The organism is Kitasatospora aureofaciens (genome assembly GCF_019192735.1).
Classification (GTDB): domain Bacteria; phylum Actinomycetota; class Actinomycetes; order Streptomycetales; family Streptomycetaceae; genus Kitasatospora; species Kitasatospora aureofaciens_A.
In genome coordinates, this window is the sequence record NZ_JAHTKP010000071.1 from 1 (window position 1) to 18368 (window position 18368).

The 18368-nt window shown below is 73.4% G+C and carries 14 protein-coding genes and 1 pseudogene; 8 read left to right on the forward strand and 7 right to left on the reverse strand.

Annotated elements, in window-relative coordinates:
* From KV557_RS36050 to KV557_RS36070, 5 genes and pseudogenes are all read left to right on the forward strand, one after another.
* Positions 1 to 308: pseudogene (locus KV557_RS36050) on the forward strand (hypothetical protein); the annotation flags it as partial.
* A gap of 166 nt (positions 309 to 474) precedes the next feature.
* On the forward strand, positions 475 to 1251 hold the full coding sequence (locus KV557_RS36055; protein WP_218205816.1) for a bestrophin-like domain: 777 nt from the start codon (positions 475 to 477) through the stop codon (positions 1249 to 1251).
* Between the two features lie 188 nt (positions 1252 to 1439).
* On the forward strand, positions 1440 to 2087 hold the full coding sequence (locus tag KV557_RS36060) for a class I SAM-dependent methyltransferase (protein ID WP_218205817.1): 648 nt from the start codon (positions 1440 to 1442) through the stop codon (positions 2085 to 2087).
* Entirely contained in the window at positions 2084 to 2752 is a 669-nt protein-coding gene (locus KV557_RS36065; protein ID WP_308130241.1) for a hypothetical protein, read from the forward strand. Before KV557_RS36060 ends, KV557_RS36065 begins: the two co-directional genes overlap by 4 nt.
* Positions 2753 to 2827: 75 nt before the next feature.
* On the forward strand, positions 2828 to 3892 hold the full coding sequence (locus KV557_RS36070) for a TolB family protein (protein WP_218205818.1): 1065 nt from the start codon (positions 2828 to 2830) through the stop codon (positions 3890 to 3892).
* Between the two features lie 23 nt (positions 3893 to 3915).
* Here the strand turns inward: KV557_RS36070 and KV557_RS36075 are convergent, their stop codons facing one another.
* The 3 genes from KV557_RS36075 to KV557_RS36085 form a co-directional block, all read right to left on the reverse strand.
* The gene (locus tag KV557_RS36075; protein ID WP_218205819.1) at positions 3916 to 6126 is read right to left on the reverse strand and encodes a hypothetical protein; all 2211 of its coding nucleotides are present in this window, start codon (positions 6124 to 6126) and stop codon (positions 3916 to 3918) included.
* Between the two features lie 325 nt (positions 6127 to 6451).
* On the reverse strand, positions 6452 to 8647 hold the full coding sequence (locus tag KV557_RS36080; RefSeq protein WP_218205820.1) for a hypothetical protein: 2196 nt from the start codon (positions 8645 to 8647) through the stop codon (positions 6452 to 6454).
* A gap of 272 nt (positions 8648 to 8919) precedes the next feature.
* Positions 8920 to 10389, reverse strand: coding sequence for an ABC transporter permease (locus KV557_RS36085; protein ID WP_218205821.1), 1470 nt, complete (start codon positions 10387 to 10389; stop codon positions 8920 to 8922).
* A gap of 270 nt (positions 10390 to 10659) precedes the next feature.
* Here KV557_RS36085 and KV557_RS36090 point away from each other — a divergent pair, with 270 nt between their 5' ends.
* The gene (locus KV557_RS36090; RefSeq protein WP_218205822.1) at positions 10660 to 11700 is read left to right on the forward strand and encodes a DUF5954 family protein; all 1041 of its coding nucleotides are present in this window, start codon (positions 10660 to 10662) and stop codon (positions 11698 to 11700) included.
* A gap of 105 nt (positions 11701 to 11805) precedes the next feature.
* Here KV557_RS36090 and KV557_RS36095 read toward each other — a convergent pair whose 3' ends face one another.
* Positions 11806 to 13287 carry a lytic transglycosylase domain-containing protein gene (locus KV557_RS36095; protein WP_218205823.1) on the reverse strand — a complete coding sequence of 494 codons (1482 nt, stop codon included), beginning with the start codon at positions 13285 to 13287 and terminating at the stop codon, positions 11806 to 11808.
* A 520-nt stretch (positions 13288 to 13807) separates the two neighbouring features.
* Here KV557_RS36095 and KV557_RS36100 point away from each other — a divergent pair.
* Positions 13808 to 14218, forward strand: coding sequence for a hypothetical protein (locus tag KV557_RS36100; protein WP_218205824.1), 411 nt, complete (start codon positions 13808 to 13810; stop codon positions 14216 to 14218).
* Positions 14219 to 14444: 226 nt separating this feature from the next.
* Here the strand turns inward: KV557_RS36100 and KV557_RS36105 are convergent, their stop codons facing one another.
* The 3 genes from KV557_RS36105 to KV557_RS36115 form a co-directional block, all read right to left on the reverse strand.
* Positions 14445 to 15989: an alpha/beta hydrolase gene (locus tag KV557_RS36105; RefSeq protein WP_308130242.1), complete on the reverse strand. Its 1545-nt coding sequence runs from the start codon at positions 15987 to 15989 to the stop codon at positions 14445 to 14447.
* Positions 15990 to 16083: 94 nt separating this feature from the next.
* On the reverse strand, positions 16084 to 16722 hold the full coding sequence (locus KV557_RS36110; protein WP_218205825.1) for an NAD(P)-dependent oxidoreductase: 639 nt from the start codon (positions 16720 to 16722) through the stop codon (positions 16084 to 16086).
* Between the two features lie 32 nt (positions 16723 to 16754).
* Positions 16755 to 17684, reverse strand: a complete 930-nt coding sequence (locus tag KV557_RS36115) for an EamA family transporter (RefSeq protein ID WP_218205826.1) — start codon at positions 17682 to 17684, stop codon at positions 16755 to 16757.
* Between the two features lie 111 nt (positions 17685 to 17795).
* Between KV557_RS36115 and KV557_RS36120 the strand changes: the two genes are divergently transcribed.
* Entirely contained in the window at positions 17796 to 18293 is a 498-nt protein-coding gene (locus KV557_RS36120) for a MarR family winged helix-turn-helix transcriptional regulator (RefSeq protein ID WP_218205827.1), read from the forward strand.
* Positions 18294 to 18368 lie beyond the last annotated feature (75 nt).

Here is an 18368-nt window from a genome sequence, read left to right on the forward strand (position 1 = left end):
CGCCCGCCCCCCGGACGTCCGCGCCCGCTGCGCCCCCGCCGTCCGCCTCGGCGGCCCCGGCAGCCCCGAGCCCGGCGGTTCCCAGCCCGGTCGTGCCGAGCCCGGTCCGGCCGAGCCCCGCGTGGCCGACCCCGGCGCCGACGCCCGTCTACCACGTGGTGGCGAGCAAGCCCATGGCCGCCCCGCTGCACCACCGGAGCGCCCCGGCCACCACCACGATGCTGCTGGTCACCGTGCCCGCGGTGATCGCGGCGGCGGCGCTGCGCCCGGGTCGTGGCGGCGGCCGAGGCCGCTCCAGCGGGTCCTGACGGCCGGTCCTGACGATCGCCCGTGAGGGCCTGACGGCCCGAGATCCGGTTCCCCGCTCCGAACCGGCTCCGCTCCGAACCGGCCCCGACCGGGCCCGGACCCGCCGTGTCCGGGTCCGCCTCCGACATCCCCTGTCCCCAAGCCAAGCCAGAGAAGGGAGTCCCCATGTCCGAATGGGTGGCGTTGGCCATCGCCATGGCGGCGGCCTGTGCCGTCGTCGTGGCGGTGGTGGTGCTGCGGCATCGCCGGGTGGGCACCGAGAAGAAAGCCGACGAGACTCCGGACGTCATCGAGTACATCACGATGATGATCGGCGTGGTCTACGCGATCGTCCTCGGCCTCGCGATCGCGGGTGTCTGGGAGGCGCGCGGCGCCGCCCAGGACGACGTGTTCCGCGAGGCCCAGTCGCTCCAGGAGGTGAGCGACCGGGCGGTGGTCTACCCGGTCGAGGTCCGCGACAAGATCCGCGCCGACGTGGACGCGTACGTCTCGTACGTGGTCGACGTCGAGTGGAAGTACATGCGCGACCACGGCGCGATCTCCGACAAGGGCACCGAACTGCTGGACAAGGTGCGCGCGGACGTCGCGACCCGGGCGCCGGCGTCCGAGCTGGAGGCGCAGTCCTACCAGCCGATCATGGACCGGATCGGCCAGGCCGACGACGCCCGCAACGCGCGCGGCCAGAACGCCGGTCCGACCATGCCCGGGGTGGTCTGGTTCGGCCTGGTCGTGGGGGCGATCGTCACCATCGGCATGCTGTTCGCGCTCCAGATCCGGCGTACACCAAGGGAGTTGATTCTGGCGGGGTGTTTCAGTGCGCTGATCGCCTTCCTGCTGTTCATGATCTGGGACTTCGACGACCCCTTCGGGCGAAGCGTCTCGGTCACCACCCAGCCGTTCACCGACCTGTTCCCCCAACTCGGGCTCGGCGGCGGGGACTAGGGCTTGCAGTCCTGAGGGCCGCGCGGATCGGCGAGCGATCCGCGCGGCCCTCTGCCATTATCCGCCGTCAAGAGTGCCCGCGTACTCCCCGTCAGGCATGTCCGCCCGCTGGACCCTTCCCGGTGGCCGCGCCCGGGGGCCGGTAAGTTGGCCGCTACCGAGCAGGCCCGCCGAACGGAGGACTCGCCATGGACAGCCAGGACTGGGACGACCGCTACGCCGCGACCGAGCTGGTGTGGGGCGCCGAGCCCAACATGTGGGTGGTCCGCGAACTGACCGGCCGCACCCCAGGCCACGCCCTCGACGTCGCCGCCGGCGAGGGCCGCAACGCCATCTGGCTGGCCGCCCGGGGCTGGGAGGTCACCGGGCTGGACTTCTCCGCCGTCGCCGTCGAGCGCGCCGAACGGCGCACCGCCGAGCTGCCCGACGAGGTCGCCGACCGGCTCACCTGGCGGCACGACGACGCCCGCACCTTCGAGCCCCCGGCCGTCGGCTACGACCTCGTCCTGGTCGCCTACCTCCAGGTGCCCGCCCGGGACCGCCGCGCCGCGCTGCGCCGCGCGGCCGACGCGCTCGCGCCCGGCGGCACCCTGCTGGTGATCGGGCACGACCTGAGCAATCTCACCGAGGGCGTCGGCGGCCCGCAGGACCCGCGCGTGCTGTACACCCCGGACGACGTGCTCGCGGACCTCGCCGGCCACGGCCTGCGGACCGTCCGCGCCGAGCGGGTCCACCGCCCGGTCGGCGGCGAACCGGGGCACAAGGGCGGCGGGGACGGAGGCGGGGGCGGCACGGCCGTGGACGTGCTGGTCCGGCTTGAGCGGGGCGCCGAGTGACCATCGCCCGCACGAACTCCACCCGCCGCATGCTCCTCACCGGCCTGATCGCCGCCGTGCCGGTGCTGCTCACCAGTTGCTCATCGAACACGAAGAAGTCGGCCAAGGCGGCGAACGCGAGCGCCGCCCGGGCGAGCGACCCGGGCGGCGACGCGTTCGTGATGATCATCCGGCACGGCGAGAAGCCGGACGGCAGCCACCCCGGCCTGGACGAGAACGGCGCCCAGGACGGCAAGTCCCTCACCGAGCGCGGCTGGGCCCGGGCGAAGGCCCTGCCGAAGCTGTTCGAGCCGCCCGTCGCCGGGCTGCGGCGGCCCGCCCGGATCTTCGCCGCCACCGACCAGGGCCCGCTCGCCGGGGCACACCGGATGCGGCAGACGGTCACCCCGTTGGCCGCCGGGCTCGGGCTGACCGTCGACACGACCTACGCCGAGTCGCAGGAGACCGCGCTGGCGGGGGCCGCCCTGGCGGGTGCCCAGCCGGTGCTGATCTGCTGGGAGCACTCCCGGATCCCGCGGATCGTCGAGGCACTCGGCGCGAGCGGCAGCGGTGCGCCGACGGCGTGGCCGGACCGCTTCGATCTGGTCTGGGTGTTCGCCCGGACCGGCGGCGGCGCCTGGACGTTCCAGGAGGTGCACCAGCACCTGCTGGACGGCGACGCCTGAGCGCGGGCCGGGGGCCGCACCGTCTGTCCATCTCCCGTCCACATTCCTGAGCATGCTTCAACTAGGTTGATGCGTATGAGGATTCGTACGATGATTGCCGCCTCGGCCGCCGCGGCGGTGCTGGTCACCGGATGCAGCAGCTCCGGTTCGGATGACGGGCCGGACCCCGACCGGACCCGCGCCGCACCGACCGGAGGGGCCCCCACCGGCGGGGCCCCGGCCGGGGAGCGCCGCGCCGACGGCGCCGAGCTGCTCTACCGCGCCGAGGGGAAGAGAAGCGCGCAGAACCCGGCCTTCGCCCCCGACGGCGGTTCGATGCTGATGACCGAGTTCGCCGAGGGCTACAACAAGGGCGCCGCCGCCCTCGGGGTGCTGCCGCTGGAGGGCGACCGCACGCTGAAGAAGGTGCTGGAGGACCCGGACAAGGCCGCGGTCAACCTCCCGGGCACCAGCTGGAACGCCGCCGCCGGCGCGTTCACCTTCGCCACCGACCGGGACTCCGGGCACGACGAGGTCTGGACGATGAAGCCGGGCGGCAGCCCCGAGCGGGTGACCACCCACGACGACAACAGCGGCTTCAACGAGCCGAGTTTCTCCCCGGACGGCGAGTGGATCGTCTTCCAGCAGAGCTGGGAGCCCGAGCATGCCTCCGTGCAGGGCGACAGCGCCGAGCAGGACTCGATCTGGAAGATCCGCAAGAGCGGCGGCGCGCCGGTGAGGCTGGTCGACGGCAAGGGCACGAAGACCGACAACCGGCAGCCCAACTGGTCCCCGAAGGGCGACCGGATCGTCTTCCAGCGGCGCACCAGCGGCAGCGAGAGCTGGGCACTGTGGACCGTCGACGCGGACGGCACCGGTCTGCGCAAAGTCACCGACTCGCCCGGCGAGCACACGGATCCGACCTGGTCGCCGGACGGCCGCTTCCTGGTCTTCTCGTCCAACCTCGGCAACCTGGAGAACGCCCAGATCTTCGTGGTCCCTGCGGACGGAGGGCAACCCGTCCGGGTGACCAGGAACGACGGCTCCTACGACGGAGCGCCGAGCTGGTCCCCGGACGGGCAGTGGATCGCCTTCGAGTCGTCGCCGGGCAGCGAGTCGAACCCGGCCTCGCTCTGGCGGATCGCCGCGCCCAAGCTCTGAGCCCGAGCTCTGGGCCCGGGCGGCTACTGCGTCGAGACCGTCACGAGCGAGTACTGGACGACGGTCAGCGGCACACTGACCGTCGTCCCGGTGGCGGTGTACGGGACGGGCTTGGGCGCCGGGTCGGTGCCGTCCGGCGTGGCGACCGTGACGGCGGTGACCGCGGTGTCGGCAGGAAGCGTGTACGAGAGCGTGCAGTTGGCCGGGGTGGTGCGGTAGTCGGCCGGGCTGTCGCCGAAGTTGGTGAAGTTCACCAGGTGGACGACGATGTCGCCGCCCAGCACGCGGGCCTCCAGGTGGATCCGCCGGTCGCCGGTCAGGGTGACGGCCGGCGGTGCGGACTGCCGTACCGGCGCGAGCAGTTGGTCGACGGAGGCCTGGTCGGTGGTGGTGAGGTAGCTGAGTCCGGGCAGGGACTGGACGTACCAGCAGGTGCCGGTGCCGAAGGTGGTCTTCCTGCTCGCCGGAAGCGGGTCGGCCTTCTTCAGGCCGAGGACGTCCGAGAGCGCGAACTCCGCGCGCGGGGTGCCGAATTGGTCGAGAGCGGTGGGAGCCAGGCCGGTGATGAGGACCGTCCCGCCGCCCTGGACGTAGCCGCGGATCAGGTCGGCCTCGGCGTCCGCCACCGCCTGGAGGTTGGGCAGCAGGACCACTTTGAACCGGCCCAGGTCGGCGTCCGCCAGGCCGGGGCTGGTGATCGTGTCGAACGGGACGTGCGCGTACACGAGCGCCTTGACGGTGCCCCGGAACTCGCCGAGCCACGGCATCGAGGCGCAGCTCGACCTGGAGCTTCCGGCCCACCAATCGGGCACACTAGCAGGTGGGTTGGCGTTGAAGTACGTGCCGCTGCCGGAGCCGGCCGTGGGGCTCACGTAGTCGCGCGAGGCGGTGGAGTGGTACACGCCGACGTCGGCCGGCGAGGCGGCGTCGAAGATCCGTGCCTGGTTCGCCTGGACGAAGCCGAACATCCGGGTGCGCATGGCCGCGTCGACGCCCGCGTTCTTGTACGGGGTCTTCACCTCGTACGGGTTGCAGCCCGTCGCGAGCAGCTCGGCCATCACCTGGGAGGCGTCGTCGGCCTGCCAGCCGTACGAGAACGCCCAGGCGGGCTTGGTGCCGCCGGCGGCCCGGGCGTACTTGAGCATGGAGATCAGGCAGGTCCAGTCGGTGGCGGTGGCGTGCCGCATGCCGTCGAAGTTGGCGAGCACGTCCACCTCCCAGACCTGGGTGGTCGCGTTGTCCGTCCGGCGCAGGTAGCCGCCGTCGAGGCCGGTGAGGGTGGCGTAGCGGTGGTCGAGCGGCACGGTCTCGGAGAACGTCAGCAGGTTCGGGTTGACGGAGCGGCCGGCGGCGGCGATGTCGAGCTGGAACTGGAGCAGGTTGCGGTGGCGCCACTCGACGTACCGGCGGAATGCGGGGTCGTTGTCGTCGGCGGCCTTGGGGACGTCCAGGCCAGTGTCGGCCTTGAAGGCGGCGGCGCCCCAGGTGGAGGCGTCGCACCAGGAGAGGACGCCGTCGAAGTAGAGCGGCAGGTCCGGCCAGATGCCGTCGACGCCGGTGCCGGCGAGCAGCTTGATCCGCTTGAGGTAGTAGTCCCGCCAGGGGGAGTTGGGGCTGAGCCAGACGCTCTCGTCGCCCGGGCCGACCCAGATGACGACGCTGCCGTAGAACACGTTGGGCCTGCCGTCGAGCGAGCGTTGGACCCAGGCACCGCCCTCGCCGTTCTTGTAGAAGGAGGGGCCCTTCTCGCCGCCGGGCGAGATCACCTCCAGCGACGGGTAGTACACGACGACCTTCAGGCCGGCGGCGTGGGCCTTGTCCACGTAGGTCTTCACCAGGGCCAGGTGGGCGGTGAAGTCGGCGTCGGTGAGCCAGTCGGACAGGATGGTGTCGAGCTCGATCACGCTGACGTTCTGGGCCCTCAGGGCGTCGATGCCGGCCTGCATGTCGGCGGTGCCCTGGAAGGTGCCGTCGGCGACGCGGGCGTAGCGGGCCCACTCAGGCCAGGGCGGCGGCGGAGCTTGGTCGGTCGGGGAAACGGTGGGGGTGGTGGTGGCGGTCGGCCCCGCCGCAGAGGCGGCGGTCGGCGCGGCGGCCCGGGCGGGGCCGGCCAGCAGGCGGGCGGCGGCGACGGCGCCACCGGCGCCCAGGCCCGCGCGCAGCAGCCGGCGGCGGCCGATGCGGCCGGTGGCGGAGCCCGGTACCGCCGGTGTTCTTCTCTCGAAATCGGACATGGCTGTCCCCTCGGCATGAATGGCATGTCGCGAATGAAACGGAGGAGGATCACGCGGAGGAGCCGTCATCCGCACCTGCGGGCTCTCTCGGCGATCAGACCCTAAGCCTCAGTGATCCCGGTTCGGTTAGACACCATTGACAGGCTTACGTCAGACGTCCGATCACCCCGGCTCGCCGCTGCGTGATCGGAATCGCACCCGCGCCGCTCGCAAGATCGGCCGATGGGTGGTTGACATGCCGAGGGGCCGGTCCCGAGGGGTTCGGGACCGGCCCTGTGCCGGTGAACTCCGGGCTCTGCCCGGTGAAGTGTTTGTGCGAGCGCCGCTACTGGACCGTCATGGTGACCAGGGAGTACTGCACGACGGTCAGCGGCACGCTGACCGTGGATCCGGTGACGGTGTACGGCACCGGCTTGGGCGTCGGGTCGGTGCCGTCGGGCGTGGCGACGGTGACGGCGGCGACGGTGACACCGGCCGGGAGGGCGTACGAGAGTGTGCAGTTGGCGGGCGTGGTGCGGAAGTCGGCCTGGGTGTCGCCGAAGTTGGTGAAGTTCACCAGGTGGACGACGGTGTCGTTGCCCAGCCGGCGGGCCTCCAGGAAGATCCGCCGGTCCCCGGCGAGCGTGACGGCCGGCGGCGCGGACTGCCGTACGGGAGTGAGGAGTTGGTCGGCGGAGGCCTGGTCGGTGGTGGTGAGGTAGCTGCGTCCGGGCAGGGACTGGACGTACCAGCAGGTGCCGGCGCCGTACGCGTTCTGCCCGGTGGCCGGCAGCGGGTCGGCCCTCCGCAGGCCGAGCACGTCCGAGAGGGCGAACTCGGCGCGCCGGCCGCCCAGTTCGTCCATCCCGGTGGGGTTCGGCCCGGTGATCACGACCGTTCCGCCGGCCGACACGAAGCCGCGCAGGACGGCCGCCTCCGCGTCCGAGACCGCCTGGAGGTTGGGCAGCAGCAGCACCTTGAACCGGGCCAGGTCGGCGGCCGTCAGGCCGGGGCTGGTCACGGTCTCGAACGGGACGTGTCCGTAGACCAGCGCCTTGACGGTGCCCCGGAACTCGCCGAGCCACGGCATCGAGGCGCAGCTCATCGCGGGTTGGCCGCCGCCCCACCAGTCCGTGACTCCGGCCGGGGGAGTCACGGAGACGTACATCCCGTTGCCCTCGGTCGGGCTCACGTAGTCCCGGGAGGCGCTGGAGTGGTAGACGCCGACCTGGGCCAGTGAGGCGGCGTCGAAGATCCGCTCCTGGTTGGCCCGGACGAAGCCGTACACCCGGGTGCGCATGGCCGCGTCGACGCCCGCGTTCTTGTACGGGGTCTTCACCTCGTACGGGTTGCAGCCGGTGGCGATCACTTGGGACAGCACCAGCGAGGCGTCGTCCGGCTGCCAGCCGTAGGAGAACGCCCAGGCGGGCCTGCTGCCGCTGGCCGCCCGGGCGTACTTGTACATCGAGATCAGGCAGATCCAGTCGGAGGCGGTGGCGTGGCGCATGCCGTCGTAGTTGCCGAGGATGTCCACCTCCCAGACCTGGCTGATGCCGGCGTCGGCCTGGCGCAGGTAGGCACCGTCCAGGCCGATCGAGGTGGCGTAGCGGTAGTCCATCGAGACGGTCTCGGAGAAGATGACGACGGCCGGGTTGACGGACCGGGCGGCGGCGGCGATGTCGAGCTGCCACTGATTGAGGTTGCGGTGGCGCCACTCGACGTAGCGGCGGAAGACCGGGTCGCCGTAGTCGGCCGCCTTCGGCAGGTCGAGGCCGGTGTCGGCCTTGAAGGCGGCCACGCCCCAGGTCGAGGCGTCGCACCAGGAGAGCACGCCGTCGAAGTAGATCGGGACGTCCGGCCAGATCGCGTCCACACCGGTGGCGGCGAGCAGCTTGATGCGGTTCAGGTAGTAGTCCCGCCAGGGGGAGTTGGGGCTGACCCAGACGCTCTCGTCGCCCGGATTGAGCCAGACCACGAGGCTGCCGTAGAAGACGTTCGGCTTGCCGTCGAGGGAGCGTTGGACCCAGGCGCCGCCCTGGTCGTTCTTGTAGAAGGAGGGGCCGTTCTCGCCGCCGGGCGAGATCACCTCCAGGGACGGGTAGTACATGACGACCTTCAGACCGGCGGCGTGCGCGAGGCCGGTGAAGGTCTTCACCTGGTCCATGTGGGCGGCGAACTCGGCGTCGGTGTGCCAGTCGGACAGGATCGTGTCGAGCTCGATGACGCTGACGTTCTGGGCCTTGAGCGTGTCGACGGTGGCCTGCATGTCGGCGAGTTCGTTGAACGTGCCGTCGGCGAGCCGGGCGTGGCGGGCCCAGTCGGGCCAGGGCTGTGCCGCAGCGGGGGCGGCGAGCGGGGCGACAGCGGCGGCAGGGCCCGACGCGGAGGCGCCGGTGGACGGCCCGGCGGCCCAGGCCTGGCCGGGCAGGAGGCGGACGGCGGCGACGGCGCCGCCCGCGCCGAGGCCCGCCCGCAGCAGACGGCGGCGGCCGATGCGTGAGGTGGTGTCGGGAGCGGCCGGTGTTCCTTCGTGCTCGGACATGGTGGTCCCCCCAGCATGAGTCAGGCATGTCACGGAAGAATGGAGTACGGACGGAGGCAGCCGTCACCCCCACCTGCGGCCTCCCGAAGCGACCCTAAGCTCCCCGAGCCCCTGATCGTTCGGTCCCGGCCCACGGGCTACGCCAGACGTCCGACCGTCCGCACTCAGGATGGACGACCTGGACCGCACGCAATCACCACGCAACCTCCTCCCCGGTGGGCTTGACAGATCGTGGAGCTGGTGGGCCCGGTCCCGGGACCGGGCCCACCGCGTCAGTCCTGCGACAGGTCGCGCCGCCCGAACCCGGCCAGCCCCAGGGCGATCAGCCCGGCTGCGACGAGGGTGAGCACCGCGAGCGGCGTCCAGTCCATCGCCGCCGCCGGCAGCCGGGGCACGTGGCCGAACGGCGACAGCCGGTCCAGCCCCTCGGGGAACTTGAGCAGCGGCCCGAAGTACCCGATCACGAACGCGTACGCCGGGAGCAGCCAGGCCAGTTGGGTGGCGCGGGGCAGCCACCCGTACACGGCGGCGGCGAAACCCACCGTCACCCACTGGGCGGGCGCGAACGCCAGCGCCGCGCCGGTCAGGCGGAGGAACGCGCCCCCGTCGCCACTGGAGAGCGCCCCCGCGATGCCGAACCCGACGCCCGCCGCCAGCATCACGGCCGTCGAGCCGAGCAGCGCCGCCGCGACGTGCCCGCGCAGCCAGCCCGCCCGGGACACCCCGGTGGCGAGCACCGGTTCGGTCCGTCCGGCGGTCTCCTCGGCGCGCGGGCGCAGCATCGCCAGGACGGCGTAGACCGCGCCGACGACGGCCACCACGAGCATGGTGAGCGCGGCGAACGAGTCCGCCAGGGTGTGTCCGCCGAGCCGGGCCAGGGCGTCCTTGATCTGGCTGACGTCCTTGAGCATCGAGTCGGCGTTGCCGAGCAGCGAGCCGTACATCGCGCCGAGCAGCAGCAGCGCCGTCGCGAAGCCGCCGATCAGGCCGCGGTGCAGGCGCAGCGCGAAGCCGAGCGGGGTGCCGAGGGCGGGGCTGCCGACGGGCGGTCCGGGGCGGGCGGCGCGCAGGCCCGCGCCGACGTCCCGCCGGGTGCTCAGTGCGAACCCGGCCGCGCCGACGGCGGCGGTGAGCGCCAGAGCGGGCAGCAGCGGCCACCAGCGGTCGTCGACGAACGGGTAGGTGCGCTGGAGCCAGCCGATCGGGGAGGCCCAGGCGAGGCCGTTGTCGCCGGAGTCCCCGGCCGCCCGCAGTGCGTAGGCGGCGCCGAGCACGGCGAGCGCGAGGCCGGAGGCCGTCCGGGCGTGTGCGGTGACCTGGACGGTGACGGCGGCCACGGCGGCGAACAGCAGCCCGGCGGCGGTGAGCGCCGCGCCGTAGAGCAGGGCGCCGCCGGTGGTGAGGCCGGGGATGCCGAGGCCGGGCAGCCCGGCGGCCAGCAGCAGGCCGAGCGCGAGGTCGGCGGCGGCGGTGGCGAGCGCGGCGGCGAGGTGGGCGTGCCGGCCGACGGCGGCGGAGCGGACGAGTTCGGCGCGGCCGGTCTCCTCCTCGGCCCGGGTGTGCCGGGTGACGATCAGGATGCTCATGAGCCCGGCGAGGACGGCCATCAGGCCGAGCATGGCGCCCCAGGTGTAGTCGGCCAAGGGCAGCCGGACGCGGTCGCGGCGCACGGCGGCACCGCCCGGCTGGGCCGGCTCGCGGAGAGCGCCGAGTTCTTCGAGTTCATGATCGAGGAGCTGCACGGCATGCTCGGCCGCTGGCGGGTCGAGAAGGCCCGGCGGGCCGCCCGGGCCGAGCAAGCTGAGCGGGCCGAGCAGGGGTCCGCCCAGGCCGAGCAGGGGTAGCGCAGGCCGAGCAGGGGTCCGCCCAGGCCGAGCAGGGGTAGCGCAGGCCGAGCAGGGGTCCGCCCAGGCCGAGCAGGGGTAGCGCAGGGTGCCACAACCGTCCCCGGAACGAGGGGACTTCGCGCAAGGCCGCCCCACGCGACGGCCGGCTGCGCTACCACTGGCCGCATGGACGACGACGCGGTGCCGTTTCCCGACCACCTCACCATCCGGGTCACCCACACCGACGACCCGGTCTCCGCCGTGGCCGGCCTGGAGGCCTGGGAATCGCGCGGACGCTACCCGAACCTGCTGATGATGCCGCCGGTCTTCGGCGCGCTGGAGCGCACCCCCGAGGGCGCCTGGCGGATCCTCGGCTTCCACAACACCACCCCGCAGACCGCCCGGGACGACCTCGGCCACACCTTCCGCTGCTGGGCGAACAGCGAACCCGGCGGTCGCTGGGAGGCCCCCTGGGACATCACCGACGAGGAGCGCGCCGCCTACACCGCCGCCTACGAGCGGCTGGAGTGGGAGAAGCTCGACGAACTGACCGTCGCCGGGCGGCAGTACCGGATCTTCCGCGCCGAACAGGTGCTGCGCGGCGGACCCGACGGCGTCGAACCGCCGCGCCCCACCGACCCCGACCCGGCGCCCGTCGGCCAGGGGCACCGGGCGCCCTCGCGGGTCGACGGCTACGTGATCGACCCGGCCGCGGCGGTCACCCTGGTCGACGGCATCGTGCGGCTGGACCTGATGAGCCTGGTGCCGACCGGCCGGTTCATCACCGAGGAGGTCCGCGCCGACGCCCGGCTCGCCTCCGCGCAGTACCCCAACGTCCTCGTCCTGCCCGTGCATTGCGCCGTCGCCGAACAGCGGGACGGGCGGTGGGGCCCGATGACCGGCGCCTGCGAGACCCCGCAGGCAGCACGCGACAGCCTCGCCGCCTACCTGCGGGAGTTCGCGCCGATGCTGAACCCGGGCCTCGACGAGGAGGAGCTCGCCGCGTACGCGGAGGCCGCCGACCGGCTGGACGCCTCCCGCGCGAACACCGTCGAGGCGGCCGGGCGGCGGTTCCAGCTGGTGCGCGTCGAGCCCGTGGTCCGGCTCGGCCCGGACGGGCCGGAGCTGCCGCGCGCCTCGGACCTGGACCCGGACCCGCCGATCAGGGTGCAGGAGGAGCGGGAGCGGGCGGCGGGGTGGGTGCCGGAGGACGACGAGGAAGACTGAGCTCCGAGGACTGAGTTCCGAGGACTGAGCTTCGTGGACTGAGCTTTGTGGAACGGCCGTGCGGCCCGGCCCCGTTGACGAGGCCGGGCCGCACGGTGTGGTGCGTCAGTGGCGGGACGGGGTCGCCGAGGGGGAGACGGTGGCGCTGGGCGTCGTGGTCGCCGTCGCGCTCGGGGTGGCCGTGGGCGTCGCGGTGGCGCAGCCGGGAGCGGTGGGGGTCGCCGTCGGGGTGCCGCTCGGCGTGGCCGTCGGGGACGGGGTGCCGGTCGGGGTGGCGGTGCCGGTCGGGGACGGGGAGCCCGTGGCCGTGGCGGTCGGGCTCGGGCAGGCCGTCGGCGTGCCGCTCGGGGTGGCCGTGGGCGTTGCGGTCGGGGTGGCCGTCGGGGACGGCGTGCCGGTCGGGGTGGCGCTCGGCGAGGGCGAGCCGGTGGGCGTCGGCGTGGCCGTCGGGGACGGCGCCGCCGTCGGGCTCGGGTTCGGGCCGGTCGTCGGCTGAGGGGTCGTCGGCTGCGCGGTCGGCGTCGGCGTGGTGGGAGCCGTGGGCGTGCCGGGCGTGGTCGGCTGGGCGCTCGGCGAGGGCTGCGGCTGGACCGGGGTCGGCATGCCGGTGGTGGTGCCGCTGCCGGGGGTGCTCCCCGTGGTGACACCGGTGCCCGTCGTGATCCCGGTGGACGTCCCCGGCAGCGGGAAGGGCGGGAACAGGGGGGACAGCGGGGCCGGGCGGTCCGGAGAGGTCGTCACCGAGCCGCTGCCGAAGTGGGCCATCCAGTTCTTGACGGTCCGCAGGTACTCGCCCGAGTAGTTGTAGCTGAGGATCGCCCGGTCGAGCTGTGCCGGGTCGGACAGGTCGCGGCCGTTCGCGCACAGGTAGCGGCCGGCGGCCTCGGCGGCGTCGAAGATGTTGTTGGGGTCGGCCTTGCCCTTGCCGGTGGTGTCCACGCCCCAGGTTGCCCAGGTGGACGGGATGAACTGCATCGGCCCGACCGCGCGGTCCCAGCGGGAGTCGCCGTCGTAGCGTCCGCCGTCGGTGTCCGGGATCGCGGCGTTACCGCCGGTGCCGTCGAGCACCGGGCCGAGGATCGGGCGGAAGGTCGTGCCGGCGGCGTCCACGTGGCCGCCGTCGGCCTGGCCGGACTCGACCTGGCCGATCCCGGCGAGCAGTTGCCAGGGCAGGTGGCAGCCCGGCGAGCGGGTCGCGAGCGAGGCTTCGGCCTGGCGGTAGGCCGCGAAGACGGTTGCGGGCAGGGCCGGACCGGTGGCGGCGAACGGCCCGGTGGAGGGCACGCCGGGCTGGGCGCCGGGCGGCTGCGGCGGCGAGACGGTGCCACCGCCGTCGGCCGGTATGCCGGTGCCGGGTGCGGTGCCGGTGGCCTGGCCGCTGCCGGGCACGCCAGGGGTGGCGGCTGTGCCGCCGTCACCGGCCTGCGCCGTCACGGCGTCGGCGGCGGCGACCGGGGCCAGCCCGAGGCCCGTCATCTGCGAACCGGTCAGGGCCGCGAGGGCGGTGAACGCCGCCGTCGTGCCCGTGACCCGCTTGCCGAGCCGTACCTTGCGCCCACTGTCCGCGCTGCCGAACCTCGCCGCCATGCCGTGCCCCTCCCCGTCGCCGTTCGGCCGTCCCGAGAACCGGAATCGTCCCGAGCATCGTCTCGGGAACCGTCCCGAGATCGCCCCGATAACGGACGGGCCGTCATCATCGTGCCTGCTGTGAATGACGAATCCCGCCGCCGGGATGATTAGTATCACGACGATCCGACAGGACCAGGGTGTCAACGAGGCGGCCAGGAGCCCACCGAAAGGTGAATGCGCCACTTCCCGTGCCCTTGACGGGGATTGGGCGTGCGCGTTCGGAGGCGATGCGGGCGGACCCAGGGGGGCGAAGAGGCGGCCGGGGTCGCGGGGGTGGTACGTGCGCGGTCTTCCGGGCGCCCCGGCGCCGCCCGCCGTCCACCGGGCCTGACCTGCCCGGATTGCGGACACCAGGGGCCTCTCCTCCTACCAGGGCGGGCGCGCCGGCGCCAGGCTTTGGCTCCAACTGGGCCCTGGACGGGTGATGTTGTGGTGAAAGTGGGCATGCCAGTGTGCCCCGCCCGGCATGCTGTGCCCCGTGACCGTGTGGATGGAGGCCCGGATTGTGAGCGCGAACCTGCCGGAGATCGTCGCCGGGGGGCCGGTGGTCCTGCCGGCACCCCCGAGAGTGGTCGACGACCTGGCCCGGGACCTGGCCCAGGCGGCCGCTGCCGTCCGGGCGGTGTCCCGGGTCGGCCGGAGCGGGGGTGACGTCGCCGTGGCCGCGTACACCGCCGTGGTGTGCACAGGCCGTTCGGCGGCGCGGGCGCTGGAGGAGGCCGCCGCCTGGTGTCGGCAGGCGCCCGGGGCCGAGGTGCACTCGCTCGCCTGGGCCCGCGTGCCGGGGCACCGGGACGACGTCTACGAGTACCGCGTCACGCTGGCCGTCAGCTTCCCCGACGACGAGACGGGCGAGCACTGCGGGGACACGCACCACGCCCCGCGGTGACGCCGTAGGACCACCCCCATGGATCATGGGGATGCGAACGATCTGACGAACACTTCCTCCGGTCATCATTCCAGCGACGGTGCGTCCGATTCCAGCGACGGTGCTTCCGGACCGCGCGAACTCTCCCGCCCCGCCGCCGCCTTCGCCTGGCTCCGCACGCGGTGGGGCGCCCGCTGACCGTTGCCTTGGGTCAGCGGGCGCCGGCCTCGCTCAACTTGCTTCTTTCTCAACCGGCCTGCGGGGAAGGGCAGGTGAGGTCGTGCTCGGGGGCACGGTCGTCCAGCAGGTAGCGCTCGACCACGTCGGTGACGCAGGTGTTGGACGTGGGGTACTGGCCGTGGTCGCCGTTCCCGGCGACGGTGACCAGCCGCGAGCCGCGCAGCGCGCGGTGGGCGCCGAGGGCGGCCTCGTAGTACGTCGCCGGGTCGTGCACCGAGTTGAGCATCAGGACCGGCGGCAGGTGCGCGCCGGTCACCTTGACCTGCGGCCCGGGGGCCGTCGGCCAGGACGCGCAGACCGCGCTGAAGGCGAGCGTCCGGGCGCCGACCAGCGGCCAGTGCGCGGCGTTCTCGGCGCCGCGTTCGATCCAGGTGTCCATGTCCTTGGTCCACGGGGTGTCGGCGCAGGTCACCGAGAAGAACTCGGCGAGGAACTCCGGGCTGAGGTAGTGGCCGAACACCTGCCCGGCCATGGCCTTGGCCGCCGGGTCGGCCCCCTGCCAGTTGTCGACGGCGGTCAACGCCTGGGCGAGGAACGGGAAGTTGGCCTCCTCGTAGATCACCCCGATCGCGCCGTTGTCCAACTGGTTGGGGCCGATGGTCAGCGTGCCCTCGGTGATCGGGTTGTCGTGCAGCGCGGCGCGGCGCTGCTCCCAGCGGGCCTGCACCTCCGCCGGGGTCGAGCCCCAGTGGTAGGTGCTGTTGCGGGCCGCCAGCCAGGGCACGAAGTCCTCGTCGAAGCGGCGCTGGAAGCTCATCGGCTGGCCCAGCTCGAAGTTCTCCCAGGTGCCCTCGAAGCCGACGTTGCTGTCCAGCACCATCCGCTCGACCCGGTGCGGGAAGAGCGTCCCGTAGTAGGCGCCGATCATCGAGGCGTAGGACGGGCCGTAGTAGCTGAGCTTCTTCTCGCCGAGCAGTGAGCGGAACAGGTCGATGTCGTGGGCCGTCTGCTCGGTGGTCAGGTAGGGCAGCAGGTCGCCGCTGTGCTCCTGGCAACTGGCGGCCAGCTTCTGCGCGTTGGCGACGACGCGGTCGATCGCCTCGGGGGACTGGTCGCGGTAGTCGCCGGCCAGGAACTCCTGGAACTCCTCCGGGGTCTGGCACACCGCCCGGGTGCTCCGGCCCACCCCGCGCTGGTCGAAGCTCACGATGTCGTACGCGGCGCCGACCTTGGGGGCCGACGTGGCCAGGCCGGCCGGGCGCAGCAGGCCCGACGCGCCGGGCCCGCCGGCGGCCATCAGCAGCGTGCCCTTGCGCTGGGCCGGGTCGCCGGCGCGGTGCCGGGACACGGCGATGGTCAGGTCGGCCCCGGTGCCCGGGTGGTGCCAGTCGCGGGGGACGGCCATGGTGGCGCACTCCAGCGCGGGCTGCCCGGCGCACGGCTGCCAGTCGAGGGTCTGGTGGCTGTAGCGGGCCGGGGCGGCCTCGGCGTCGCCGGGGTTCCGGGCGCCGTCCGGCGCGGCGCTCGCCGTGGTGGGCAGGGCGAGGCCGGCCAGGACGGCGGCGGCGATTGCGAGGGCGGCGCGGCGGGTACGGGGTGCTGATGTCTTCACGGGAACGATCCTGTCCGAGCCGCGCCTGACGGTCGATCGCGTGCGCTTCCGTATTGGGGGTGGTGCTGGGTACACCCCCGAACGGGCGCGGGCGTCAGTACGCGGCGGTGAACCGGGTGCGGCGGTGGACGGGTTGCTCGGCCTCGTCGAGGAGGACGACGGCGAGGTCCTCCATGGAGATGACGGAGTTGCCGTCGGCGTCGACCAGCAGTTCGTCGCGCCCGAGCCGGAAGCGGCCGGTGCGGACACCGGGTTCCAGCAGGGCGGCCGGGCTCAGGTACGTCCAGTCGACGTGGGTATCGGCGCGGTAGAGGTCGAGCTGCTCGCTGCAGGCCCGGGAGATCGGCAGGATCTCGGTGGGAAAGTCAGGGTCGTCGGCGACGGTCTTGCCGCCACCTCCAGGGATGGTGAGGCTGCCCGCGCCGCCGACCGCGAGCAGGCGCACGCCCGTCCCGGCGAGGCCGGCCAGCAGGCCCCGAGTGGCGACGGCCAGTTCGCCCTCGCTGCCCGGCCGCGGGCGGGTGGCGGTGATCACCAGGTCCTGGCCGGCGGCGAGGCGGGCCACGTCCTCGGCGTTGCGGGCGTCGCCGACGGCTATTGCGGCGGCGGACGGGAGGCCGTGCGGCTTGGCGGGGTCGCGGAGGACGGCGGTGACCTTGTGGCCGCGGGCGAGCGCCTCGGCCACGACCCGGCTGCCGACGTTGCCGGTGGCGCCGAACACGGTGATACGCATGGGGATTCTCCTTCAGTGGGTACGGATTGCGGTCAGGCGTTTTCGCGCACGGGCGCGGAGGCGGGCTGCAGGCGGGGTGCCGGGGTGGTGGGTGTCGGGACAGGGGCGCGCGGCCGCTGGGTCTGGGCGGCGATCAGCGAGCCGAGGACGATCAGCGCGCCGACCGCCTGCAGCGAGCTGAGGTCCTGTCCGAGGACGAGCCAGCCGAGCGCGGTGGCGACCACCGGGCTGAGCAGCGCGAGGAAGGACACGGAGGTCGGCGGCAGGGCCCGGACCCCGCGGAACCAGAGCCCGTACGTGAGGGCCGCGCCGATCAGGCCGAGGTAGCCGTAGCCGAGCAGGTTGGCGGCGGTCAGGTGGGACGGCGGGGCGCCCTCGGCGAACAGGGCGACCGGCACCAGCAGCAGTCCGCCGGCGGTGAGCTGCCAGCCGGTGGTGGCGAGCACCGGGGCGGGCGAGACCCAGCGCTTGGAGAGGACGAGGCCGGTGGCCATGACCACCGCGCCGCCGAGCGCGGCGGCCACGCCGATCGCGTCGAGCCGGGCGTTGGCCCGCAGGACGAGCAGGCTGACGCCCGCGACGCCCGCGATGCCGGACAGGACGGTCCGCAGCGTGAGCCGGTCGCCGAGGAACGCGGCCGAGAGCCCGGCGGTGACCAGTGGCTGGACGGCGCCGACGGTGGCGGCGATCCCGCCGGGGAGGCGGTAGGCGGCGACGAAGAGGAGGGCGAGGAACGCGCCGATGTTCAGCGCGCCGAGGACCAGTGAGCGCCACCACCAGCTGCCCTGTGGCAGCCGGCGGGTGAGGGCTGTCAGGAGCAGCCCCGCGGGCAGGGCCCGGAGGACGGCCGCGAGGAGCGGACGGTGGGGCGGGAGCAGTTCCGTGGTGACGAGGTAGGTCGACCCCCAGACGGCGGGGGCGACGGCCGTCATCAGCACGATTCCGAGTCGATTGCTTAGCACTAAGCCAATGTATCTCAGCGCTAAGGCATCCGTGAGCACTCCGGTGGTGTGATGTGGCTCACGGTTACCTCATCGCTAAGGAATCTCGCCGGAATCCCCTACCCTGGACCCGTGGCAGATCATGTGGACCGCGTAGTCGCGCAGTGGGGCGCCGAGCGCCCCGAGCTGGACGTCTCCCCGATGGAGGTGTTCGGCCGGCTCAAGCGCCTCTACCGCCTGGTGGACGCGGAGCTCAACCGCACCTTCGGCGAGCACGGCCTGGACGCCGCCTCCTTCGACGTCCTCGCCACCCTGCGCCGCAGCGGCCCGCCCTACCGGCTCACCCCCACCGGCCTGATGCAGTCCGCGATGGTCACCTCCGGCGCGATCACCCAGCGCCTCGACCGGCTGGAGGCCCGTGGCCTGGTCACCCGCACCGCCAGCGACGTGGACGGCCGCAGCCGCGAGGTCACGCTCACCCCCGAGGGCTACGCCCTGATCGACCGCGCCCTGCCCGACCACCTCGCCACCGAGCACCGCCTCCTCGCCGGCCTCGACGACGCCCAGACCGCCGCCTTCGTCGACGCCATGCGCACGCTGCTCGCCGCCCTCGGCGACAGCCCGAAGTGACGTCGACCCGGGGCGCCCTCAACGGTCCCGGCAGGGTGCTTCGACGGTCCCGCCAGGGTGCTTCAACAGTCCCGC